Origin of the sequence: Enterococcus sp. 3G6_DIV0642 (assembly GCF_002140635.1) — a bacterium.
Taxonomy (GTDB): Bacteria; Bacillota; Bacilli; order Lactobacillales; family Enterococcaceae; genus Enterococcus_D; species Enterococcus_D casseliflavus.
Window position 1 is genome coordinate 465,029 of sequence record NZ_NGLH01000001.1, and the last position, 25,571, is coordinate 490,599.

Sequence of the window (25,571 nt, forward strand, 5' to 3'; positions counted from 1 at the left end):
TGGGATTACCTCTTTCCATTTAGTTTACATGAACATCATAAATGAAAACGCTTCGAAGGTGCAACGGAAACATGCACAAGAAAAAAACGTTTTCTTGTGCATGTTGTTTAATTGCTCTGATGGGTGAACTGATCGATCAATAAATAGCAAAGCAGCAGATCATCCATATTTTTTAAATTTAAGCGCGTCAGTGTTTGAAACTTATCGATCTTATATAGGAGAGAATTCCGATGCATGAACAGTTCTTTGGCTGTGGAGCTTGCATTGCCTTGATTGCGCCACAGGGATTGAATGATCGTTTCGGTCTCTTCTCCAAACCAATCTAGATATAAGGTACGAAACAAGGAAATATACTCGGAAAAGCCGTTGCGAAAAAGAGAGAAGACCACTTTGGGCAGATCCATACTTTTACTGGTGGTTTTCGTTTTTAACTCATTTTTGAACAGGCTAGACTCACTTGCCCATAAGGCAGTGAAATCGTGGCGCGGATGATGGAAGGGGCCGACGAACAGCTGGGAATAGCAGTCGAAATCCATATCCAAAGCGACGAATAAGCCGTCGAGATCTTCGATGGGCAAATTGGCACCATCTTGTTTTTCTACGATCACTGCATGGTCTTCGGTGAGGAAAAAAAGATCCACCACGCTAGGGAGCATTTGCTGAATCTCTGCGAGCCATTCGGATTGCAAAGAGTCGATGGTTCGGGTGAAATGAACTTGCAGCAGGCGAATCCACTCTGGCTCTTGAACGGGCTGATGTTCAAATAAAATCGGATACCATGGATGGTTTCGGCTATCGATTTCTGGTTGCAAAGAGCCGTTTCCCAGTTGGATCAGCAATTTTTCATTGTCACTTAATTGGTCAGTTGGCAGCCAAATATATTTTTTGCCGAAGGCGATGGATTCGATATCCTTCGTTGTGGCAACTTTGTCATGCAACGTTGCCTGGGGGAAACGTGCTTTGATGTCATTAAAAGAAAAAATGAGAAAGACCTCCTTTGAGATACTCTACGTATTCTTCATTTAGTATAGCATGTTCTAAAAAAACCGTTCAAAATTTTCCCAGGAAAAAAGCACAGCCCTTCACCGAAAGCTCTGCCTTCTCATGGCAGGAGGGCGGCTTTTTTCTCCGAAGCGATTGCTTCTATAATCCTAACAGTTGTTTTTTCTTGAATGCAAATTCTTCTTCAGTCAAAATTCCTTCGTCGACCAGCACTTTTAGTTCGCGTAGTTCAGCAATGAGCGCTTCCGTCGGCTTCGCAGCTGGCGGCGGCGATGGGTTCGTTAACGGGACCGACCGCTCCCGAGGGAAGTTGGTGAGGTAGCGCTGTATGATCCGAGCAATCACCAGGTCTTTTTCGGCAAAGCAAAGGGAGTGATTCGGTTCCATTCGTCTGAAGGAATGGGTTTCTCTGATCGCTCCGCCGCCAATATACAATTCTAAAAAGCCATTGCCTTTCCAAAGACCTGATTCAGCAACTTCTTTCAAATTGACACTGGTAATTTGGGGAATCTGCAGAACCTGTTTCGCTTTCTTCTTGTAATCGATGATTGTAAGGGTATCTTCTGAAATGACCCAAGCATCACGATAATGATAGGAAAGTAATTTGATTTTTCCAGCCTCTTCATCCACGTAACTTTTGGCTGATTGCCCACCAAGTGCTGCCAAATGATCCGTTAAAAACTCATAGGCTTTTTGGGCATCGATTCGATTGGTGAAATAGAGCAATTGAGAATTACCTGGTACCTGCAGTCGGAGGTAGTCCACTAAGAGACCTTTGCCTATATGTAATTCCACATCGGCAATTTTTGCCATGGGGATCTTTTCATCTGGGATTTTTGGATGGGTGTTGTTTATCCAGACGCCTTTTTTCGTAATGAGCCAACGACAGCTGGCATCATGTCTGCGATTTTCTCGATATTTTTTTGAATACAAAATAATGGGTTCCTCGTAGGTTTCATTAGGTGTTCTCGTCAAAATACTTACCTCCTTAAACGTAATAAGCAACATTTTATTCAATTATACAACAAATAGTGTTTTTATTCGTTTTATTCTGATGAAAATAAGGGGAATTTATCATTTACCTTCTTTTCGTTAGTTTTTTTAGAAAAAAAACCATAGCAGCAATTGACACGGAAGCGGTTTCTTGGTATCTTAGATGTACGGACAACTTTTGAAAGATGGGATTAAAATGGCGAATAAGTACGAACAACTTGCGGATATCTTAAGAGAGAAGATCCGCTTAGGCACCTATCAAGAAGGCGATGCGATCCCTTCAGAAGCAACCTTACAGGAAGAATTTCATTATAGCCGTCACACGGTACGCCAAGCGATCGCTGTTTTGGTCAATGAAGGCTATTTAAGAAAAGAACGGGGCTCAGGCACCTACGTTTCAAAACCTGAGACTGTCAATCATAAAAACCGCAAAACGATTGGGATCATCATGACCTATTTGTCTGATTATATTTTCCCTTCGATCATGCGCGGCGTAGAGCAGACATTGCGGGAGCAAGGCTATTCACTGCTTTTAGGCTCAACCAACAATGACCATGAGCAAGAAAGAGCGTGCTTGCAGCAAATGATGGATCAAGGGGTAGACGGGTTGATCGTTGAGCCAACGAAGAGCAGCCAGTACAACCCAAATCTTGCTTATTATGTCGCCCTCCAAGAAGCCGGGATTCCTCTCGTCATGATCAATGCCTATTATGAAGAACTAGACTTGCCGCATATTTGTGTCAACGATACACGTTCTGGTTTTTTAGCAACCAATTATTTATTAGAACAACAGCATCAGCAGTTAATGATGATCACGAAAATCGATGACTTACAAGGGAAATATCGGATGAAAGGGTTTGTCAAAGCCTTGACCCAAGCCAAGCGGACGTTTGCAGCAGAAGACGTCTTGACGTATACGACCGAGACGAAAGAAGCCGTTATTGAACAAGCGATCCAGCGCTTGACGGCTGCCGATAATCAAGTCACAGGCATCGTTTGTTACAACGATGAGATCGCGCATCGCTTGATTCAAGCATTGACGGCTGCTGGGAAGAACGTTCCTACTGATTTTTCGATCGTGGGTAACGATGACTCGCCTCTTAGCACCTTGTCCACACCGACGATCACCACACTGACTCACCCGAAAGAAGCGATGGGGGAATTGGCGGCAGAATGGATCACTACAGGTAAGGCAACAGAAGCGCAACGCTTTTATTTTGAACCGGAGCTGATCGTTCGCGGTTCAGTCAATAACCAAAAAGGAGAATAAGAAGATGACGCAACAAGTAAGGCAAGCAATTATTGACGGGCGCACGTCTCTTGGGATCGAGCTAGGCTCGACACGGATCAAAGCTGTCTTGATCGATGAGCAGTTTCAGACGATCGCTTCAGGTAGCTTTGAATGGGAAAATCAATTGGAGCAAGGGATTTGGACCTACTCACTAGAGGCGATTTGGCAAGGACTGCAAGCCAGCTACCAAGAGTTGGCGCACAACATCCAACAGCAATTCGAGGTACCTTTGACGACGATCGGCAGTATCGGTTTTTCTGCAATGATGCACGGCTATATGGCTTTTGATCAGCAAGGCACGCTGTTGGTACCTTTTCGGACATGGCGCAATGCGATCACGGAAGAAGCAGAAAAAGCCTTGACGGCATTGTTCCAATACAACATCCCGCAGCGTTGGAGTATCGCGCATTTGTATCAAGCGATTTTGAATCAAGAAGCCCACGTCCCAGAGGTTGCTTTTTTCACTACCTTAGCCGGCTACGTCCATTGGCAGCTGACAGGGGAAAAAGTTATCGGAATCGGCGATGCATCAGGGATGTTCCCAATCGACAGTACGACAAAAAACTATGATGCGAATATGCTGCAGCAATTTGATGCACAAATCAGCAGTCAGGGGTATCCTTGGCAGATCAAAGACCTTTTGCCGCAAGTGTTGACAGCAGGCGAACCAGCCGGCACATTGACGGCAGAAGGGGCAAAAAAACTCGACCCAACTGGTACTTTGCAAGCTGGCATCCCGTTATGTCCGCCAGAAGGCGATGCGGGCACTGGCATGGTTGCCACGAATAGTGTGGCACAGCGAAGCGGGAATGTTTCAGCCGGGACGTCGGCTTTTGCCATGATCGTCTTAGAAGAACCCTTAACGCAAGTGTATCCAGAGATCGATTTGGTCACGACGCCTTCTGGTGATTTGGTGGGGATGGTCCATACGAATAACTGTACCTCGGAGATCAATGCCTGGGTCAAACTTTTCCGCGAATTTGCCGACGCAGCTGGAATGAAACTTTCCACGGAAGAATTGTTTGCGACCTTGTTCAACGAAGCATTGAAAGGGGATTCAGACTGTGGTGGGATGCTCTCTTATGGCTATTATTCTGGTGAAAATATCACTAAGATCCCTGAAGGACGGCCGCTTTTCGTCCGATCGCCAGAGAGTTCTTTTACTTTAGCAAATTTCATGCGCTTACATCTGTTTAGTGCCTTTGGTGCGATGAAGATCGGGATGAAGATTCTGGAAGCCGAAGACGTCGCCATTGATCGAATCGTTGGTCACGGTGGGATCTTCAAAACACCAGAAGTTGCCCAGCGTGTCTTGGCAGCTGTCATGGAAGCCCCAGTTACGGTCATGGAAACGGCTGGTGAAGGTGGCGCCTGGGGGATCGCCCTTTTAGCAGCGTACCTTCGCTGTCATACGCCAGAACAATCCTTGGCAGCATTCTTAGCAGATCAAGTGTTTAAAAGTGACCACGGCGTGACCTTAGCCCCGACAGAAGCCGACATTCAGGGGTTCACCGTCTTTACCCAACGTTACCAAGCAGGGTTGCCGATCGAGCAAGCGGCAATCGATGCGTTGATTTAAAAAGAAAGAAGGGAATTTTGTGTTAGAAGGATTAAAAGAAGAAGTCTTTCAGGCCAATTTGGCATTGCCTAAGCAAGGATTGATCAAATACACCTGGGGCAATGTGTCAGCAGTGGATCGCCAACAGCAATTGTTTGTCATCAAACCTAGCGGTGTTGACTATGAAACCATGCAAGCCAGTGATATGGTGGTTTGTGATTTTGAGGGCAACGTAGTGGAAGGAGCGAAAAATCCTTCCTCCGATACGCCAACGCATGCCGTTTTATACAAAGCATTTCCAGAAATTGGTGGAATCGTCCATACCCATTCTACTTGGGCGACGAGCTGGGCTCAGGCAGGACTCGATCTGCCAGCGATGGGCACGACCCATGCCGATACGTTTTATGGAGCAGTCCCCTGTGCGCGCTTTTTGACGCAAACCGAGATCGATGAAGGCTATGAAGCACAAACAGGACAGGTGATCGTCGAAACCTTTAAGGAACGCGGCATCACGCCAGAAGAAATTCCTGGTGTCTTGCTTCACGGTCATGGACCGTTTACCTGGGGCAAAACGGCGGATGCGGCGGTGATGAACGCAGTGGTCTTAGAAGAAGTCGCTAAGATGAATTTTATCACGCGTCAGCTGAACAGTTACGCACCCGAATTGCCGCAGCGGGTCTTAGACAAGCATTATTTACGCAAACATGGAGAAAATGCCTATTACGGGCAAAAATAACGAAAAAGGAGCAAGTAAAATGTTAGAAATCGGGAAAAAAGAATTTTGGTTCGTTGTAGGATCACAGCACTTGTATGGAGAAGAAGCTTTACAAGAAGTACGGGACCATGCAGAAGAAATGGTCAAAAGCTTAAATGACAGCTCAAAGCTGCCTTATCCAGTCGTTTTACAAGAACTCGCTGTTACTGCCGATACGATTACGAAAATCATGAAAGAAGTCAACTATCGGGATGAAGTCGCTGGGGTGATCACCTGGATGCATACCTTCTCACCAGCAAAAATGTGGATTCGCGGCACGAAATTATTACAAAAACCATTGCTGCACCTTGCCACTCAATACAATGAACAAATTCCATGGGAAACTATCGATATGGACTTTATGAACTTGAACCAAGCGGCTCATGGTGACCGAGAATATGGATTTATCAATGCCCGTTTGAAAAAGCAAAACAAAATCGTTGTCGGCTATTGGAAAAATGAAGCCATCCAAAAAGAAATCGCTGCTTGGATGGACGTGGCAGTCGGCTACAATGAAAGCTTCCAAATCAAAGTCGCTCGTTTTGGCGACAACATGCGTAACGTTGGGGTGACCGAAGGCGATAAAGTCGAAGCACAGATCCAATTTGGCTGGACCGTTGATTATTTTGGGATCGGCGATTTGGTTCAAGTCGTCGATGCGGTGACTGACGAAGAAGTCGATGCACTCTTTGAAGAATACAGCCAGCTGTATGATTTCGATTATGGCAATTACGACAAAGAAGAATGGGCACGTCATGTCAAAGCCCAAGCCAAACAAGAAATCGGTCTGCGCCGCTTCCTTGAAGCAGGCGGCTATACGGCATTTACCACGAACTTTGAAGACCTATATGGTATGCAGCAGTTGCCTGGTTTAGCTGTACAACGTTTGATGGCAGAAGGCTATGGGTTTGCTGGTGAAGGGGACTGGAAAACCGCCGCTATTGACCGCTTGATGAAAATCATGGCCCACAATAAAGCGACTGGCTTTATGGAAGACTATACCTATGAGCTGACACCAGGAAAAGAAGCCATCTTGCAATCCCACATGATGGAAGTCGATCCAGTATTAGCAGCCAACAAACCAAAAATCGTGGTTTCGCCATTGTCGATGGGGGATCGTGAAGACCCAGCCCGACTTGTCTTTGACGGCCAAGGCGGCGAAGGTGTTGTGGTTTCGATGGCCGACTTTGGCACCCACTACAAATTACTGATCAATGAAGTCGATGCCTTTGAGCCAACTGAAGAAGCACCAAAACTACCGGTTGCACGAGTAATGTGGACACCAAAACCAAACTTCCACGATGGCGTCAAACAGTGGATCGAAACAGGCGGTGGCCATCACACCGTTGTCTCACTTGTCCTAAATTCTGATCAGATCGAAACATGGGCGAAGCTTGTGGGATTAGAATACGTAACGATCAAATAAGTACCCAATCACAAAAGAAACCGTTGGCGATGGTCGGCGGTTTCTTTGCGTTTTTCTTAAGCTTTCTTGCCTTCTAGCTGCAAAGTGCGGATAAGCAGACCCCTGAAAGCACCAGCAATCAGCAAAATTGACTTTTAAATATAGGGGGCATAGACTTTTATGTAAGAGTGGAACAATGGACTAAAAGGAGGAGCACAATGAAGACAACCTACGATACACCAGAGTATTATCAGAAAATGAACGCTTGGTGGCGAGCAGCCAACTACCTTTCCGTTGGTCAGATTTATTTGAAAGACAATCCCTTATTGCGCCGCCCCATCGAAGAAAAAGATTTGAAAGTGAATCCGATTGGTCACTGGGGAACGATCGCAGGGCAAAATTTTATTTACACCCATCTCAATCGCGTCATCAATAAGTACGACTTAAACATGTTTTATATCGAAGGACCAGGCCATGGCGGACAAGTCATGGTTGCGAATGCTTATTTAGACGGCAGCTACAGCGAGATCTATCCAAAAGCCACCCAAGACGAAGCAGGGATGAAACATCTATTCAAAACCTTCTCTTTCCCAGGTGGGATCGCTTCTCATGCGGCACCTGAAACGCCAGGTTCGATCCATGAAGGCGGCGAGCTAGGCTATTCCATCGCCCACGCTACCGGAGCTATTTTAGACAATCCCGATGTCATTGCAGCAGTAGTGGTCGGTGATGGCGAAGCCGAAACTGGACCATTAGCGGGCAGCTGGTTTTCAAATACCTTTATCAATCCAGTCAATGATGGCGCAATTTTGCCTATCTTGCATTTAAATGGCGCCAAAATTGCCAATCCAACGATCTTGGCTCGTAAAAGTGACCAAGATCTCACGAAATATTTTGAAGGCATGGGTTGGACCCCTTATTTCGTAGAAGGGGACGATCCAGAAGCCGTTCATCCGCAATTGGCACAGAAAATGGATCAAGCCATTGAACAGATCCACGCGATCCAAGCAGAAGCCCGCAAAGGTTCTGCGGAAGAAGCCGCTATGCCTCATTGGCCTGTTTTGATCGTTCGCACACCGAAAGGGTGGACTGGACCGAAAGTCTGGGATGGCGAGCCGATTGAAGGGGGCTTCCGTGCCCACCAAGTACCGATCCCTGTCAATGCGAAACATATGGAACACGTGGATGCTTTGACGGATTGGCTGCAGTCATATCGTCCAGAAGAGCTTTTTGACGAAAACGGCCGCATCAAAGCTGAGATTCAAGAATTGGCACCAAAAGGAGAGCAGCGGATGGCGGTCAACCCAATCACCAATGGGGGGATCGATCCGCAACCGCTACGCTTGCCAGATTGGCAAGCACATGCCATTGCGATCGAGACACCAGGGGAAACGACTGCCCAAGATATGATGGTCTTTGGGAAATTTGCCCGGGACATCATCAAAGAAAATCCCGACAACTTCCGCATCTTTGGCCCAGATGAAGCCAAATCCAATCGGTTGAACCATGTGTTTGAAGTCACGGATCGCCAATGGTTGGAGCCAAAACATCCTGATTATGATGAATGGCTGTCTTCAGTGGGCCGTGTGATTGATTCACAATTATCAGAGCATCAAGCAGAAGGCTTCTTGGAAGGCTATGTGCTGACGGGTCGTCATGGCTTCTTTGCCAGCTACGAGTCATTCCTAAGAGTCGTTGATTCTATGATCACGCAGCACTTCAAATGGTTACGAAAAGCCCATGATCTTGACTGGCGCAACCCGTACCCCTCATTGAATTTGATTGCTTCATCAACGGTCTTCCAACAAGACCATAATGGGTACACCCACCAAGATCCAGGGATCATGACCCATATTGCAGAGAAAAAAGCCGACTTTGTGCGGGTCTACTTGCCAGCCGACGCCAATAGCTTGATGGCTGTCATGGCAGAAACACTCGCTTCTGAAGAAAAGATCAATCTAGTGGTCTCTTCAAAACACCCACGTCCGCAGTTTTATTCGGCGGATGAAGCGAAAGTGCTTGTCAAAGATGGCTTGAAAGTCATCGACTGGGCATCGACAGATGAAGGACAAGAACCCGATATTGTGATCGCAGCTGCTGGGACGGAACCGAATTTGGAAGCTTTAGCCGCTGTTTCCTTGCTGATTGAAGCCTTCCCAGAGTTGAAAGTCCGCTTCATCAATGTGGTCGATCTATTGAAATTGCGTCGTCCAGAAGTCGATCCTCGTGGGTTAAGCGATGAAGCATTCGAAGCCTACTTTACGAAAGACAAACCGATCGTGTTTGCTTTCCACGGGTATGAAGGACTGATTCGCGATATCTTCTTTGGCCGTCGCAACCAACAGCTTCATATTCATGGGTACCGAGAAAATGGCGACATCACGACACCGTTTGATATGCGGATCCTTTCTGAATTGGATCGCTTCCACTTAGCCAAAGACGCTGCCGAATGGGTCTATGGAGAAAAAGCAGCGGACTTTGCCAAAAAAATGGCAAACACCGTTGCGTATCACCATGACTTTATTCGAGAAAACGGCTATGATATCGCTGAAGTCGAAGAGTGGGAATGGAAACCATTGCGTTGATTTATTCTCCACAACGCCAACGTAAGACAGTTTAAGAACAAAAAAAGCACAAAAGAAACAAAACGATCCGCAACAGGGTCGGGACACCTTACTAAGGTAGCCCGACCGACTGTCTGCGGATCGTTTTTTTTAAAAGACGTCGAAACCGTAGTTTTTGATATGCTGCTTCAACAAGGCGAGATAGTCCAAAGCCATCTCACTCAGTTCCATTTTCTTGTGTTTTAGGTAACCTAGTGTCATCGCATCATCGACTTCCAAAGGGATCGCAACGATTTTTTCATCATTCAGCTCACTGCTGATGATCCCAGAGCTGATGGTATAGCCGTTGAGACCCACCATCAAATTGAAGATCGTGGCACGATCGCTGATGCGGATGTGTTTTTTGCGCTGTAAAGTGCTTAAGATCTCTTCAGAAAAGTAGAAGGAATTGGTTTCCCCTTGTTCGTACGACAGATAGGTATATGGTTCCAAATCAGCTAATGTGATGCTTTTTTTCTGAGTCAGGGGATTTTCTCGGCCGATGAAGACGTGGGGTTTGGCTTCAAATAAAGGAATGAATTGCAGGTCTTTTTCGTGGATCAAACGGGTGAGGACCGTCGTGTTGAAATCATTCAGATAAATGACCCCCAATTCGCTCTTAAACGTCTGGATATCATCCAGCACATTTTGTGTCTGGGTCTCCCGCAAGGTGAATTGAAATTCATCTTCCCCTAACTGTTTGACCAGTTCCACGAAGGCGTGGACGACGAAGGCATAGTGTTGTGCGGAAACACTGAAAACATGCTTGCGATGGCTGTCTTTGCGAAAGCGTTCGTCCAAGAGATTGACTTGGTCTAAAACATTTCGAGCATAGTTGAGAAAGGAACGGCCATCATCGGTCAAGGTCACCCCTAATTTACTGCGGTAAAACAGCTGCAGATCATACTCTTTTTCCAACTCTTTCATGGCTTGAGAGAGGGAGGGCTGACTGATGAAAAGCTGTTTAGCGGCTTCATTGAAAGAGCCAGTTTCTACGATTTTTTCCAAATATTCAAGCTGCTGGATACGCATGGGATGCAACCTCCTTTTTTTGTTATAGGTATTGCCTATGGAATATATAAGTTTATAAGTATTATCTATAGTATAAGATGTTTGCTAGAATAAATCTAACAATTTTGAAAACTTTGTATAGGAGGAATGGATATGGCAACAGACAAATTTCAGCTTGTGGGGTCATTGTTACGACCACAAGATTTATTGGACTACAAAAATCAAATCGAGCATCGGGAGGACATCCGCTACCCGTTTTATGATGCGTTTCCTGGCTACCAAGAAACGGAAGCAAAAGCGATCGCTGAAATCATTGCAGCGCAAAAAGAACACGGCATCACAGTCATCACAGACGGCGAACACGGCCGCTCAATGTGGCACCTGGATTTTCTCTGGGGATTAAAAGGCGTTGAGCGCTATATCTCCGATCATGGGTATGCCTTTGAAGATTTGGACGGTGGACATTTTGAGACACGTAAAGACATCGGCATCCGAATCACAGAACCATTATCTGGCAAAAACCATCATTACTTGACGTTGTTTAAAGAAACCAAACGCCAAGCTGGCGACCTGCCAGTCAAAATCACCGTCTGGGGGGCTGCCCACGCCTTTACCGAGCTGACTGTCTTTAACGACCTCGTTGGTGAAGGTCAGGTGTATCCAACGAAAGAAGCCTTGCGGGAAGGGCTGCTTAACGCCTACAAGGAATTCTTGCAGGAATACCGAGAAGCAGGTGGTGAAATCGTTCAGTTCGATGATTGTTTATGGGAATTATTCGCCGAAGACAATGACAAGAGCTTCTTCACCCAAGGCAATGACGGCTTAGAAGCGTTAGCCGATGAATTCGTGGCGATTAACAACGAAGTCGCTGACTACGCCCACGAATTAGGATTAAAAGTCTGGACCCACAACTGCCGCGGCAATTACCAAAGCCGCGCGGCAGCCAGCGGTACCTACAAAGCGATCGCCGAAAAATTCTTGCGTGATCAGCATTATGACCGCTTTTTCCTAGAGTGGGACGATGACCGTGCTGGTGATATTTCGGCTTTAGAAGCGCTGAAAGACCGTCCAGAAGTGGAAGTTGTCTTAGGCTTATTATCCAGCAAAACCGCCACATTAGACGATGAAGAGCGAGTGATCGCTTTATTAGATAAAGCCAGCCAAATCATTCCTAAGGAGCGGCTTTATCTTTCTCATCAATGCGGCTTTGCCTCTTGTGACTGCGGCAATGAGCTTTCGACTGAACAGCAATGGGCAAAAATCAAGCAAGGACAAGCCTTAGCTGAAGCGTACTTCGGTTGAGCAGCTGCGTCTTCTTTTCCCTGAATCTTCCCCTCGAAACCGGTGCATGCGACAAAGTTTCGAAAATTTCAGAAAAAATGTTTGACATTTTCTTTAAGAGCGAGTAAAGTAAGACACAACTTAATGAAACAGACATCGAAAAGAAGAGTAGCAAGGCTTGCTGTTTGAAGAGAGTCTCTGGTTGGTGCAAAGAGATAACGCATGGTTGTGAAACACATCTTGGAGTCGTTTTTCCGAAAGAAAAGTAGGAAAGACCGGGTTTGCCCGTTACAGCAGCAGTCATTGATTGATGACTTTCTGAGTTCAGTTGCTGTGAAGCACTGATAAACAAAGGTGGAACCGCGTTGATAACGTCCTTTAGCTGTAATGGCTAGGGGACGTTTTTTTTCTCTTTTTTTTGCATCTCACCGAAAACAGAAAGTGGAAGGATCACAAGGACTGCACGAGGCCTTTTCCTGTGAAGGAAAGGCAAATTGAGGTGGAACCACGTATCAAGCGTCCTCTGGCAAATGCCAGTGTGCGCTTTTTTTGTTTTTCTTTTTTAGAAAAATGAAACTTGCCAGTTGCCCCTCACCAGCCAACGCCCAGCGTCACATAAGCGTCGGAGCAAACCGTCGCGAAGCTGTATCGCTGCTAATCGAAATTGAAACCTATCAAGGAGGAAGTCACCATGTTTGAGTATTTAGTCAATGTTATGCCACAACTGATTTCAGGAACTGGAATCACCGTTAAATTGTTCGCACTGACCTTAATCGGGTCCATTCCCTTAGGCATCTTGTTGGCCTTTGTTTTAGCCAGTCGCCTGCGTATTTTGAAATTGATCGTGCAAGTCTACGTATGGTTGATGCGAGGAACGCCTTTATTGCTACAGCTGATCTTCGTATTCTACGGTCTGCCGATCTTAGGGATCGTCTTTGACCGCTTTGAAGCAGCCTTGATCGCCTTTATTATCAATTACGCTGCTTATTTTGCCGAGATTTTCCGTGGAGGGATCCAATCGATTCCAGCCGGACAATACGAAGCCGCGAAAGTCTTGCGTTTGTCCCCGATCCAAACGATCCAAAAAATCATCATCCCACAAGTCGTCAAGATCACCCTGCCATCTGTCGGCAATGAAGTCATCAATCTTGTCAAAGACACATCCCTCGTTTACATCTTAGGATTGTCAGACGTGATGCGAATCGGGAAAATCGCCATGGAGCGAGACAGTACCTTGCTTCCGTTAGTCGGGGTCGGCTTGATCTACTTGGTGATGACAGGCGTCTTTACGTTATTGTTAAAACAAATCGAGACCAAACTGGACTATTACCGTTAGGAGGAACCACATATGTTAGAACTAAAACAAGTATCAAAGTCATTTGGCGCTAAAAAAGTCATCGATCAGCTAGACTTGACGATCGAAGACGGCAGTATCTTAGCGGTGGTCGGTCCTTCCGGTGGTGGGAAAACTACCTTGCTTCGGACACTGGCTGGTTTAGAAACGATCGATTCTGGAAGCTTTTTACTGGATGGCAAAGCCTTTGATCCCACCGACACAAAAGAACAAGAACAAGTCGTCGGTGTCGTCTTCCAAGACTTCCAATTGTTTCCGCACTTGTCAGTTTTTGAAAATATCACTTTGGCGCCAAAAATGGTGCTAAAACAAGACAAGGCCGCGTATACAGCAAAAGCCGAACAGTTGGCAGAAAAACTAGGATTAAGTGACCTACTAGCCCAATATCCCTTCCAATTGTCCGGGGGGCAGCGGCAACGGGTGGCTATCGCACGAGCGATGGCGATGAATCCCAAAGTGTTGGCCTATGACGAGCCTACCAGCGCCTTAGATCCAGGCTTGAGACAGCAAGTCGAACAGCTGATCTTGGATCTGAAAAAAGAAGGAGTGACCCAGATCGTGGTGACCCATGATTTGGTTTTTGCCGAAAATATCGGCGATCAATTATTAAAAGTAGCAGAAGAATAAGGGGGAGAACAAAATGAAAAAATTACTATTGACGGGAATCGCAACAGCAAGTGTGTTTTTATTAGGGGCGTGTGGCAGCAACAATGACACCACAACCAGTGCCGCTGACAAAGAAGAAGTGATCGTCGGCCTAGACGATACTTTTGTACCGATGGGCTTTAAAGACGACCAAGGCAACATCGTTGGGTTTGATGTGGATTTAGCCACAGCGATCTTGGATCTAACAGGAACCAAAGTCAAATTTCAACCAATCGATTGGTCCATGAAAGAAACCGAACTAAGCAATGGCACCATCGATATGATCTGGAACGGGTATACCAAAACCGCAGCTCGTGAAGAAAAAGTATTGTTTACAGATACTTATATGGAAAACAAACAAGTCTTAGTCACAGCAAAATCCAGCGGCATTACTAGCTTTGATGATATGGAGGGCAAAGTCTTAGGCGCCCAAGAAGGTTCTTCTGGTTATGAGACCTTCAACAACCAACCGGAAGTTTTGAAGGATCTCGTAGACGGCAATGACGCAACCTTGTATGCCAGCTTTAATGAAGCCTTTATCGATCTAGAAAACGGTCGGATCGACGGTCTTTTGATCGACCGCGTCTACGCAGAATATTATTTGACTCAAACAGGCAAAACCGATGACTTCAACGAAATCGAAAGCCCCTTTGAAGCAGAAGATTTTGCTGTAGGTGTGCGTAAAGACGATCAAGCCATGGCAGATAAAATCAATGATGGCTTGAAAGAATTGCAAGACAATGGCACCTTTGCTGAAATCTCTGAAAAGTGGTTTGGCGAAGACGTCACACCAAACTAAAACAAGTCAACAAGAGGCACTGGCTGCTTAGCAGTTGGTGTTTTTTTATACATTCATTTCTTTTGCGTATTTAAGGAAAGAAGGAACGATTGAAGTATATACTTGTGTATACATAGGCGTGCTCATGTTATAATGATAGGTAGTAAGGAAAATCCGATAAAGAGGGGGGAGCCGAGTGGAACATTATAAAGAGACCGCTCATTTGATTAAGTGGGGCAACGGACAGGGGGTTCGCTTGTCTAAGAAAATGATTCGGAAATTGGATCTCCAGGTAGGTTCTGAACTAGAAATGGAACTGGCAGAAGAAGTCAATGGCAAAAAACAGTTAGTTATTACAGAAAAGCAGTCAGTAGGAGCGTTGTCCCCAGAGGAGAAACTTCGTTTAGTCGATTCTTTGCAAGGCATTTTAGCAGATTCATTTGAAACACCTGACGTTGTGGACATCAAAAAAGTAAGAAACGAACGGCGTAGGAAAAAATATCTGGGAGAATAAAATAAGCATGACCAAATACAAAGCCAAACGAGTCGTGATTGACACCAATGTGATCCTTGACTATTTATTAGGAAGAGGGTCTAAAAGCCATCAAGAAGCCATCAAACAGATATACAACAGTTCCATTTATGGACTTTGCGAGGGCGTGATTACGGCAAGTACCTTAACGGATCTTTTCTATATTCTCGATGGAGCAGCAGGAGTCGATGCTCGGAGGGAAGTCAAAAAACTGATCCAAGTGCATACCGTCTTAACAGTTACGGAAGCAGATTGCCTTCAGGCGCTTGATTCAACAATGACAGATTTTGAGGATGCTGTTTTAGCAGCTTGTGCGAAGCGAAATCAAATCGACAGTCTAGTAACGACCAATACAGCTGATTTTGAATCATCGGGACTGATTGTCTATACAGTCGCTGAATTTGTTGACCAGCTAGAAAGAGGATGATCACTGCTATATCTGGCAGACATCCTCTTTTTTTCTTAAATTCCAACAGCTAACCAAAATTTCTCACAGGAAAACTTTTGTTCGCCTTCTTTTTTCGTTATAATAGGGAAAGATGAAAAGAGGGATAGAAATGGCGCAAAAAAAACGCGCAAAGAAACGCAAAACAAAAAAACAACAAAAACAGCAAGAGAAATTAATGCTGGTCGGCGTCGGCCTGCTCTTTGTCTTGTTTTCGATATTTGGCTTTTTCCATTTAGGTTTTTTAGGAACCTTGATTGCCAACGGGTTTCGGATCGTTGGCGGAAACACGTACCAATTTTTGAGTGTTGCCCTAGCCGCTTATGGTGTCTGGTTAGCGATCAAAACGACCGATGCTCGATTTAAGAGTATTCGGCGAGTGATTGGCTGTGTATTGGTGTATTTTGGTTTACTGATCATCCTCCATGCGCAAATCTTTAGTAATGTGGTGGGAGAACAAGCCAATATCTTCCAAACGACGTGGATGACGCTGTTAGGCGATATTCGGCGCAGCCAAGTGACCCAAAATGTCGGGGGCGGAATGATTGGCGCCATCCTCTATGGGGCGACCTATTTTCTTGTTTCCCAGATCGGCAGTTACATCATCGCTGTTTTACTCATGATGATTGGGGCGTTCTTGTTCAGCCAAATGAGCAGCCACGAGTTAGTCGAGCACCTGCAAGCAGCTGGTGACAAGCTGCAGCGGTTGTTAGAAGGCTCTCCAGAAAAGCAAGCCGAACGAGAAGCCCGCAAAGCGGAACGAGCAGCAGAGAAACAAGCTGCGAAAGAAGCCAAAAAAGAAGCCGAACGAGCAGCAGTCATGGCGGAGATCAAAGAAAAGAATCAAGTCCGACCAATGACAGAAGACGAAAAATCAGCAAAAGAACAACAGATGCAAGCGCCAGCTGATTTTGAACCAGAGCAGCTGAGCTTTGTACCCATCGACCACTTCCAGGAATTGCCGCAAGCGGCGGGACCAGAGGCCGCTCAAGCACCACATCCAGCAGGAAACAAACCGGGACCAAGCAAAAAGGTCAATGAAGACGGAGAGATCCTTGATGATGATGGTGAAGTGTTGGAATTTGAGATTTCCGAAGAAGCTGAAAATCGTGATTATGAATTGCCTTCAGCGCAATTACTCGATTCGATCCCTTCAACGGATCAAAGCAGCGAGTACAAAAAGATCGAACAAAATATCGGTGTGTTAGAAACCACCTTCCAAAGCTTCGGTGTTGACGCAAAAGTCGTCAAAGCCAGCTTAGGACCAGCAGTAACCAAATTCGAAGTTCAACCAGCAGTAGGGGTCAAAGTCAGCAAAATCGTCGGGTTGACCGACGATATCGCCTTGGCCTTAGCTGCCAAAGATGTACGGATGGAAGCGCCGATCCCAGGGAAATCATTGATTGGGATCGAAGTTCCAAACAGTGCAGTCAGCATGGTTTCATTCCGAGAAGTGATCGAAGCCCAACCGGATCATCCAGATAAACTATTAGAAGTACCTTTAGGACGCGATATTTCTGGCCGTGTCCAAACGGCAGACTTAACGAAAATGCCCCATCTCTTGATTGCCGGATCGACCGGGAGCGGGAAGTCCGTAGCCATCAACGGCATCATCACCAGTATTTTGATGCGGGCAAAACCCCATGAAGTCAAACTGATGATGATCGACCCGAAAATGGTTGAATTAAATGTTTATAATGGGATTCCCCATCTCTTGACACCTGTCGTGACCAATCCCCGCAAAGCGGCGCAAGCGTTGCAAAAAGTGGTCAAGGAAATGGAAGAGCGCTACGAAAAATTTGCGGCAACTGGGGTCCGAAACATTACTGGCTACAACGATTTAGTGATCAATAAGAATTTAGAAGACGGCGAAAATCGTCCGATCTTGCCATTCATTGTAGTGATCGTCGATGAGTTAGCCGACTTGATGATGGTTGCCAGCAACGAAGTCGAAGATGCCATCATTCGTTTGGCGCAAATGGCACGGGCAGCAGGTATCCATATGATCCTAGCAACGCAACGACCAAGTGTGGATGTCATTACAGGGATCATCAAAGCCAATGTTCCATCACGGATGGCCTTTGCGGTTTCCAGCGGTGTCGATTCGCGGACCATCATTGATGGGAACGGAGCCGAAAAACTGCTGGGACGCGGCGATATGCTGTATCTGCCGATGGGTGAGAACAAACCGATTCGGGTCCAAGGGGCCTTTATCTCCGACCAAGAAGTCGAACGAGTGGTTGAATTCGTGACCGATCAGCAAGAAGCCAATTATGAAGAAAAAATGATGGTCACTGAGGAAGAAACGAGTGCTGGCAGCAGCGGACAACCGCAAGATGAGCTATTCGAAGATGCCAAAGCCCTTGTGGTGGAAATGCAGACCGCCAGCGTTTCTCTCTTGCAGCGACGTTTTCGCATCGGCTATAACCGAGCGGCTCGGTTAGTGGATGAATTAGAAGATCAAGGCGTCGTTGGCCCTTCTGAAGGCAGCAAGCCGCGGAAAGTCTTGATCGAGCCGCAACCAGAAGACATTCCTACCTTTGATGAATAAGGAGAAAAAGACCAATCCAATGAGAGAAAGGCGAGATAGCAATGAAACGCAAACACATTCTTTACCGTGATGTTGCCGATAAGCTCAAAGAAGACATCATGTCGGGTCGCTACCCGATTGGTTCATTTTTACCGACGGAAACAGAATTGGAAGCCACCTTCAATGTCAGCAAGATCACTGTCCGCAAAGCCATCGAATTGTTAGCGGCAGATGAGTATGTGGAAAAACGCAGCGGACGTGGGACGACGGTTTTAAGCAATCGCCCTTATAACAAGCTGTCAAAAGGCACGACGTTTAGCCAATTGCTTGAAAAGACTGGCAAGGAATACACGAAGAAAAACCTCAGCTATGAATTAGTCGAACTTGCGCCTGAGCACCCCGCGTATTCTTTGATGGGCAAAGAAGTCATGCGTTTACGTCGCATGTATTATTTTGACCACCAACCCTTTATTTACTATGAGTACCATTTGCCAAAGCAGCTAAAGGGTACCTCCATCGAGGTCTTTGAAGAAAAATCATTGTATCGCCTATTGGATGAACATCGAATGATCATCGATCGCTTTCAAGATGCGTTCGTGGCAACGACCTTGACCGAAGAGCAACAGAAGTTTATGATCACGCCAGAGGTCGCTGCCTTGAAACGAACCCGTTATTCGTATGATCTACAAGGAGAAGTGGTAGAATATACAGAAGGGATCTATAACACCGCCTTGCATCCGTATATGATCGAGTTTGAAGCCTAGTCATTGATTAGGCTTTTTTAGCAAAAAGTGGTACCAAAATCAGAAGTGGAGCGTGAAAACTATGAGAAAAATCGCCTTTTTAGGAGCCGGTAACATGGCAAAAGCCATCATCAACGGCTTGATTGCAGCAAACCTGTATGAACCAGCAGAGATCTTGGTTTATAACCATCGCTACGAGCCGACTTTGGCACAATTAGAAAAAGAAACCGGGATCACTGGGACAACTAAGCTAGCAGATGTCACCGAAAAAGCGGAGATCCTCGTCTTAGCAGTTAAACCTTTTGTCTTTCCCCGCTTACTTGCTGATTTAAAAGACGGCTTGACCAAGGAGCATTTGCTAGTATCCATTGCCGCGGGTGTGACAATCGCGCAAATGGAAGAAATCATTGGTGCGCACAAAATCGTGCGGGTCATGCCAAATACCCCCGCACTTGTTGGCGAAGGCATGTCTTCTATCAGTCCCAACGGTCAAGTGACGGAAGCCGAAGCCAACGAAGTCAAACAGCTTTTTGAAAGCCTAGGCAAAGCCGAGCAAGTACCAGAAAGCATGATCGATGCAGTCATTGGTGTCAGCGGTTCTTCACCAGCCTACACGTATTTGTTCATTGAAGCTTTGGCAGATGGAGCAGTGGCAGAAGGAATGCCGCGGCCGATGGCGTATGAATTTGCTGCTCAAGCGGTATTAGGCGCAGCGAAGATGGTACTAGAGACGAAGGAACACCCAGGCGTCTTAAAGGATCGTGTCAGCTCGCCAGGGGGCACAACGATCCAAGCAGTTAAAACCTTAGAAGAAAATGGCTTTCGTGCGGCTGTCATCAAAGCAGTGCAAGCAGCTGCTGACAAAAGTCGGAAGATGTCTTGATCCCCAGTGAGTGAGGAAAAAATCTTAGCAAAACGAAGGAGCGTTTATGAAAGAACTTTTGATTTTTGATTTTGATGGATTGTTAGTCGATACTGAAAGAGTCTATTTTGATGGGTGGTTGGCGCTATTTAAAAAGTATGAGCTTCCGATTACAGCCGCTGATATTTTTGGTTGGCGTGGTCAAAGCTGGCAACAGACTGCCACTAAATTAGCCGACCTCGTAGGCGGTCAGCAGCGGGTGAAGGAATTACGAGCAGAACGGGAAGTCTATATTGCCCAGCAAATAACTGATGGCACCTTCAAAACTAAACCCTATGCGAAAGAAACCATCGCCTTGGCTCGTGAGAAAGGCTTCCAAACGGCACTAGCCACCTCGACGATGAAAAAAAGAGCCTCTGAATTGTTGGCGCATTTCGATTTGTTGCAGGCCTTTGACTATCAGACCTTTGGCGATGACGTTTCCGCCCATAAACCTGATCCAGCACCTTACTTGCTGACTTTAGAAAAAGCGCAAGTCGCAGCGGAAAAAGCTTTAGTCATGGAAGATTCTCTTGTGGGAGCAACAGCCGCGACACGTGCGGGCATCGATGTCGTGCTGATTCCCGATCAAAGCTTTGATCAAGTCTATTCCCCAGAGGAAAAAGCAGATCTTCAATTATATGGCGAAGCTACCTCATTGAAGTATGTGTATGAGTTATTGGCAAAGGATCAACTGAAATAATACCTAAAAAAGCTTCCTTTTTCATTGCAGAAAAAGGAAGCTTTTTTTGTATAGGAAAGGCCTGTAAAAAAACAGAACAAAGGATATGAGTGGTGTGTTTTTCGCCATCATGGTAAAGTTAAAGAAAGTTTAACAATAAGCGAAAAAAAACAAAAAGTAAAGGGGTTTCATTTTGACAAAAACGTCCATTTGTCAAAAGGACTTTTCTTGGTCGATCCTAGCCGTTGGCGGCAGGGGAAAAACATGGTAAATTATCCTTCGACGAAGAACTAGTGGGGGAAGAAAAAAATGAATAAACTAAAGAATGTTTTCTATTTATATAAACTGGACTGGAAACGAATTTTCAGCAATCCAATCTCTGCATTTTTGATCATTGCCTTAATGATTTTACCCTCGCTTTATGCGTGGTTCAATATCAAAGCCCTCTGGGACCCATACGGCAACACCAGTGAATTGCCGATCGCCGTTTACAGTGCGGATAAAGGGGCAGAATTTCAAGACAAGCACATCGATATCGGTGATGAAGTCATCGACACCCTCCATAAAAACAAGCAGTTGGGCTGGCGCTTCTTGGATTCAAAAGAGGACTTAGTAGAAGGGGTCAAGTCAGGAAAATATTACGCGGGTATTTACCTACCAGCGGATTTTTCAGATGATCTGATCAGCTTTACCAGTGGAAAAATCGAAAAACCGACCATCGAGTATTATAGCAACCAAAAAATCAATGCCATCGCACCAAAAATCACCGATAAAGGAGCCAGCAGCCTTCAAGAAGAGATCTCACAAAACTTTATTGAAACCGCCAGCTCCACGTTGATAAAAGTCTTCAATGAAATCGGCTATGACATTGATTCCAACTTAGTCAGCATCAACAAAGTCAAATCGATGATCTTAGACACCGATGACAATTTGGCTACGATCGATGGCTATACGAAAGAGATCGTCACCTTGCACGATAAGTTTCCAGAAATCAAAGAAAAGATCGCAAAAGCCGAAGAATTCACCGATTATATCCCACAAGTGGATGCCATGGGGGAAAAACTGATTGGCTTAAACGATAAGCTGCCTGCATTGAAGAAAGAAGCCAGCATCATTTTGACCTTGCAAGAAAAGATCCCAGAGATCCAAAATGCCGGCAAACAATTGAAGATGATCGACGATGATTTCGATGACATTGCCAGCACCATGACGGACGGCATCGACACCGCCAAGCAAGGACTGCAAGTCATTGAACAAGTGCAAGCCGCTTTACCACAGATCGAAAAACTAGGCGACCAAGCCGCCAGCTTCGCCACCGCGACCAAAGATGGGGCGCAACAATTGCAAGATGCCCTGCCAAGTATTTCTAGCAGTGTGAAGGTGACGATTGAGTCGATTCGTCAAGTGGCAACAACTACTGCTGGGTTAACCAGCTGGATTAGTCAAGAACTAACCGATAAAAAATTAACAGATGAAGAACGCCAAGCAATCAGTGCAACGATCACTGACTTTCAAAAGAACATCCAACAACAACAAGCAGCCTTGGATTCCTTGATTGCCTTTTTAACCAATATTCAGAATTCTGGCAGTAACGCCGACCTAGAAGGTATCATTACGCAACTGAGCAATGCCAAAACATCGCTAGGTGTTTTATCTGACCGCTTATCGCAATTGAATAACCTTGTTCAAAATGGGTCTGTTGATGAAATTACAGCGTATCTCAATCAAGTCACCGCAGCTGCTCAAAATGTTACTGATCTTCTGGATCCTAATAGTTTTAATGTTGATTCAATCACCACCACCATCAACGACATCCTAACCAAACTAATCGAAACCATCACCACCGCCGAAGATGTCTTGAAAAAAGCCCAAGAGATCGATTTTGACTCGTTGCTGTCTTCCACCAAATCAGTGGTCAGCAATGCCGTGACGATTTTGGAAAAATACCAAAAAGAATTGCCTGCCATCAAGCAAGAATTGCACGATGCCAATACGATGCTGAATGGTCACATGGATGAAATCGTCAATGCCATCAACAAAGGAGCCGACCTGTACAACAACGAATTGCCAGTGGTCGAAGAAAAATTAGGGCTGGCCCTAAACTTCTTGCAAAACGATTGGCCAACTATCAAATCAGAAATCAGCTCTACGATGGCAATGGTGGATGAAAAACTACCAGAAGTTGAAAAAGCCTTGGATGCGGCCGTTGATTTGATCAATAACGATTGGCCAAGTATCAAAGCAGGCATCCACAAAGCCGCTGATGCGATCCGAGCAGGCGAAAATGAAGTCGATCTCGGGGAAGTCATCAAATTATTGAAACTTGATGCCACCGATGAAGCCGACTTCTTCAAACAACCAGTGGAATTAAAAAGCAATGAAATCTATCCAATCGCCAACAATGGTTCAGCTAGCACACCGTTTTATACCGCATTGTGTTTGTGGGTAGGGGCATTATTGTTGTCAAGTGTCGCTACAACGGAGTATCATTTAGAGAAGAAAGACAAAAAACGCTTTACCCAACGTGAAACCTTTGTGGCACGAATGCTGACGTTCTTGACGATGGCAGTCGCCCAAAGTTTGATCGTGACCCTAGGAAATATGTTTTTATTAGGCGTTGATGTCCACAATCCAGTGTACAGTGTCTTCTTCGCATTACTCGTCGGACTCGCTTTTATGATGATCGTTTACGTACTGGCAGGACTGTTTGGCAACCTCGGGAAAGGGATCGCCATCATCATTTTGGTTCTCTCCATCTCAGGTGGGGGAGGAAACTACCCGATCCAAGTTTCTGGGAAGTTCTTCCAATTCATTAATCCGCTGCTGCCATTTACCCATGCAGTCAATCTGTTAAGAGAATCAGCTGGCGGGATCTATTGGCCAAATGCCGTACCACAATTGGTTATTTTAACGATTTTGTTCCTGGTCTTTGGGATCGTCGGTACCTACGCGTATCCTTATCTAGTCAACTCTACGAAGAAATTAAGCGACATTTCAAAAGAAAGTCATTTCTTCCACTAACATCGAAAAGCAGAAAGAGCATTTGTTCTTTCTGCTTTTGTGCCATCACGTGAAATTTCTAATAATCAAAAGAGGGAAAAAGGGCCGTTTTTTCATCTGATTTTCATTGACTTTTCGCGGTTACAAGAGTAGCATACAGTCTTGATAATTCAATATTTGTGAGGATATCGTTACAAGTTTAACGAAGGATTTTTTCATGAAAAGGAGTGTAGAAAAAGTGGAGTATTTGAAACGTTTGTTGGTCGGACGTCCATTGAAATCCGCAGAGAATGATGAACAAAAACTGAGCCGGACGGCGGCCCTTGCGTTGCTATCTTCTGATGCTTTGTCTTCGATTGCTTATGGGACAGAGCAGATCGTTGTCGTATTAGTGGCACTTTCCGCTGCTGCTATCTGGTATTCATTACCGATCGCTGCTTTTGTTATTATTCTTTTGATTTCATTGACCTTGTCTTACCGTCAGATCATTCATGCATACCCTCACGGTGGTGGGGCGTATGTAGTAAGTAGTGAAAATTTAGGGAAAAATGCGGGCCTGATTGCCGGCGGCTCACTGTTGATCGATTATATGCTGACAGTAGCAGTATCCGTCTCAGCAGGGGCGGAAGCCATCACTTCTGCTGTGCCAGCGTTGTTCGGCCATCAAGTGGCCATTTCTGTCGTGATCGTACTCTTGATCATGATGATGAATCTGCGAGGGCTGCGAGAATCAGCTAGCTTCTTGATGATTCCTGTCTACACCTTTATCGCAGTGATCACAGTCTTGATCGTGGTCGGCTTGTACAACATCGTAACTGGTGCGCAACCGTTGAATGCAACCGCACTGCCGGGAGCTGTGGTGCCTGGGGTATCCGTAGCCTTGATCTTACGGGCTTTCTCATCAGGTTCCTCTTCTTTGACGGGGGTCGAAGCGATCAGTAACGCGGTGCCATTTTTCAAAAAACCACGGGCGAAAAATGCAGCTGCGACCTTGACGATCATGGCTGCGATCTTAGGGTTCTTCTTCGTCGGTATCACTTTTATCAACTATTGGTACGGTATCGTACCAGAAGCAGAAGTGACCGTCCTATCTCAAATCGGCTCTGCTGTTTTTGGTCATGGGTTTATGTACTACGTTTTGCAATTTGCCACAGCGCTGATTTTAGCAGTTGCCGCAAATACTGGATTTTCCGCCTTCCCCGTGTTGGCGTATAACTTAGCCAAAGACAAATATATGCCACACATGTATCAAGACCGTGGGGATCGTCTCGGCTACTCAAACGGGATCATCACCTTAGCTGCTGGTTCCATCGTCCTATTGTTTATCTTCCAAGGATCGACCGAGCGTTTGATTCCGTTGTATTCCATCGGGGTATTCATTCCTTTTGCACTATCCCAAAGCGGAATGGTCGTCAAATGGAAAAAAGAAGGCAAAGGCTGGTTCTTTAAATCGATCGCCAACATCATTGGGGCTTTGATTTCTTTTGCGATCATTGCCATCTTGTTCGTGTATCGCTTAGGCGATATTTGGCCATTCTTCATTATCATGCCGATCCTCTTGTATATCTTTTACAAGATCCATGATCATTATAAAAAAGTCGCAGAACAGCTGCGATTGGAAAAACAAGAAGCACTGCATGTTTATGAAGGAAATACCGTGATCGTTCTCGTCGGAAATGTTACCCGAGTAAATATCGGTGCATTGAACTATGCCCAATCGATTGGTGATTATGTCGTGGCGATGCACGTCTCGTTGGATGAAGATGTGAAGAAAGAAAAAGAGATCGAACAAGAATTTAAGCAAAAATTCCCAGACGTGCGTTTCTCCGTCGTTCATTCTTCGTATCGTTCGATTGAAAATCCCATCTTGCGTTATGTGGATCTAGTCAGCCGCAATGCAGCCAAACATAATTACACAACGACCGTCATCATTCCACAGTTTGTCCCAAGACGTCGCTGGCAAAATATTTTGCACAACCAAACAAGCCTGCGCTTGCGTTTCAGACTCTCTTGGCGTGAGAACATCATTGTAAGTACGTACAGTTACCATTTGAAGAAATAAC

General features: G+C 45.6%; 20 protein-coding genes and 1 other annotated feature. Of the genes, 17 read left to right on the plus strand and 3 right to left on the minus strand.

What is annotated here, in order from left to right:
- Positions 1 to 107: 107 nt before the first annotated feature.
- Complete coding sequence (locus A5878_RS02310) at positions 108 to 938, minus strand: helix-turn-helix domain-containing protein (RefSeq protein ID WP_086294483.1); 831 nt, start codon at positions 936 to 938, stop codon at positions 108 to 110.
- Positions 939 to 1,143: 205 nt separating this feature from the next.
- Entirely contained in the window at positions 1,144 to 2,010 is an 867-nt protein-coding gene (locus A5878_RS02315) for an SHOCT domain-containing protein (protein WP_074934402.1), read from the minus strand.
- A 148-nt stretch (positions 2,011 to 2,158) separates the two neighbouring features.
- Here A5878_RS02315 and A5878_RS02320 point away from each other — a divergent pair, with 148 nt between their 5' ends.
- From A5878_RS02320 to A5878_RS02340, 5 genes are all read left to right on the plus strand, one after another.
- Complete coding sequence (locus A5878_RS02320; RefSeq protein ID WP_081091733.1) at positions 2,159 to 3,265, plus strand: GntR family transcriptional regulator; 1,107 nt, start codon at positions 2,159 to 2,161, stop codon at positions 3,263 to 3,265.
- A 4-nt stretch (positions 3,266 to 3,269) separates the two neighbouring features.
- A complete protein-coding gene (locus A5878_RS02325) occupies positions 3,270 to 4,865 on the plus strand; it encodes a xylulokinase (RefSeq protein WP_086294484.1) in 1,596 nt (531 codons plus the stop codon).
- Positions 4,866 to 4,884: 19 nt separating this feature from the next.
- The gene (locus tag A5878_RS02330) at positions 4,885 to 5,580 is read left to right on the plus strand and encodes an L-ribulose-5-phosphate 4-epimerase (RefSeq protein WP_010748713.1); all 696 of its coding nucleotides are present in this window, start codon (positions 4,885 to 4,887) and stop codon (positions 5,578 to 5,580) included.
- Positions 5,581 to 5,599: 19 nt separating this feature from the next.
- Complete coding sequence (gene araA / locus A5878_RS02335; protein ID WP_086294485.1) at positions 5,600 to 7,024, plus strand: L-arabinose isomerase; 1,425 nt, start codon at positions 5,600 to 5,602, stop codon at positions 7,022 to 7,024.
- Between the two features lie 197 nt (positions 7,025 to 7,221).
- Positions 7,222 to 9,588: a phosphoketolase gene (locus tag A5878_RS02340; RefSeq protein ID WP_086294486.1), complete on the plus strand. Its 2,367-nt coding sequence runs from the start codon at positions 7,222 to 7,224 to the stop codon at positions 9,586 to 9,588.
- Positions 9,589 to 9,717: 129 nt separating this feature from the next.
- Here the strand turns inward: A5878_RS02340 and A5878_RS02345 are convergent, their stop codons facing one another.
- Positions 9,718 to 10,638 carry a LysR family transcriptional regulator gene (locus tag A5878_RS02345; protein ID WP_005227268.1) on the minus strand — a complete coding sequence of 307 codons (921 nt, stop codon included), beginning with the start codon at positions 10,636 to 10,638 and terminating at the stop codon, positions 9,718 to 9,720.
- 126 nt (positions 10,639 to 10,764) lie between these two features.
- Between A5878_RS02345 and A5878_RS02350 the strand changes: the two genes are divergently transcribed.
- The 12 genes from A5878_RS02350 (at position 10,765) to A5878_RS02420 (ending at position 25,570) form a co-directional block, all read left to right on the plus strand.
- Positions 10,765 to 11,919 carry a cobalamin-independent methionine synthase II family protein gene (locus tag A5878_RS02350; protein WP_179190613.1) on the plus strand — a complete coding sequence of 385 codons (1,155 nt, stop codon included), beginning with the start codon at positions 10,765 to 10,767 and terminating at the stop codon, positions 11,917 to 11,919.
- Between the two features lie 126 nt (positions 11,920 to 12,045).
- Positions 12,046 to 12,280, plus strand: a binding site (T-box leader).
- 309 nt (positions 12,281 to 12,589) lie between these two features.
- Positions 12,590 to 13,234, plus strand: coding sequence for an amino acid ABC transporter permease (locus tag A5878_RS02365; RefSeq protein ID WP_010748717.1), 645 nt, complete (start codon positions 12,590 to 12,592; stop codon positions 13,232 to 13,234).
- 12 nt (positions 13,235 to 13,246) lie between these two features.
- Complete coding sequence (locus A5878_RS02370; protein WP_086294488.1) at positions 13,247 to 13,879, plus strand: amino acid ABC transporter ATP-binding protein; 633 nt, start codon at positions 13,247 to 13,249, stop codon at positions 13,877 to 13,879.
- Between the two features lie 13 nt (positions 13,880 to 13,892).
- A complete protein-coding gene (locus tag A5878_RS02375; protein WP_086294489.1) occupies positions 13,893 to 14,696 on the plus strand; it encodes an amino acid ABC transporter substrate-binding protein in 804 nt (267 codons plus the stop codon).
- Positions 14,697 to 14,871: 175 nt separating this feature from the next.
- Positions 14,872 to 15,189, plus strand: coding sequence for a hypothetical protein (locus tag A5878_RS02380; RefSeq protein ID WP_015508880.1), 318 nt, complete (start codon positions 14,872 to 14,874; stop codon positions 15,187 to 15,189).
- Positions 15,190 to 15,196: 7 nt separating this feature from the next.
- Positions 15,197 to 15,634 carry a PIN domain-containing protein gene (locus A5878_RS02385; protein ID WP_086294490.1) on the plus strand — a complete coding sequence of 146 codons (438 nt, stop codon included), beginning with the start codon at positions 15,197 to 15,199 and terminating at the stop codon, positions 15,632 to 15,634.
- A gap of 130 nt (positions 15,635 to 15,764) precedes the next feature.
- Positions 15,765 to 18,203 (plus strand): DNA translocase FtsK, encoded by a 2,439-nt coding sequence (locus tag A5878_RS02390; RefSeq protein WP_086294491.1) that lies wholly within the window; start codon positions 15,765 to 15,767, stop codon positions 18,201 to 18,203.
- Between the two features lie 41 nt (positions 18,204 to 18,244).
- Entirely contained in the window at positions 18,245 to 18,946 is a 702-nt protein-coding gene (locus A5878_RS02395; RefSeq protein ID WP_005232219.1) for a GntR family transcriptional regulator, read from the plus strand.
- A gap of 61 nt (positions 18,947 to 19,007) precedes the next feature.
- A complete protein-coding gene (gene proC, locus A5878_RS02400; protein ID WP_086294492.1) occupies positions 19,008 to 19,808 on the plus strand; it encodes a pyrroline-5-carboxylate reductase in 801 nt (266 codons plus the stop codon).
- A gap of 46 nt (positions 19,809 to 19,854) precedes the next feature.
- The gene (locus tag A5878_RS02405) at positions 19,855 to 20,529 is read left to right on the plus strand and encodes an HAD family phosphatase (RefSeq protein WP_086294493.1); all 675 of its coding nucleotides are present in this window, start codon (positions 19,855 to 19,857) and stop codon (positions 20,527 to 20,529) included.
- Positions 20,530 to 20,817: 288 nt separating this feature from the next.
- Complete coding sequence (locus A5878_RS02415) at positions 20,818 to 23,529, plus strand: YhgE/Pip domain-containing protein (RefSeq protein WP_086294494.1); 2,712 nt, start codon at positions 20,818 to 20,820, stop codon at positions 23,527 to 23,529.
- Positions 23,530 to 23,746: 217 nt separating this feature from the next.
- Entirely contained in the window at positions 23,747 to 25,570 is a 1,824-nt protein-coding gene (locus A5878_RS02420) for an APC family permease (RefSeq protein WP_005227281.1), read from the plus strand.
- The last annotated feature ends 1 nt before the right edge of the window (position 25,571 follow it).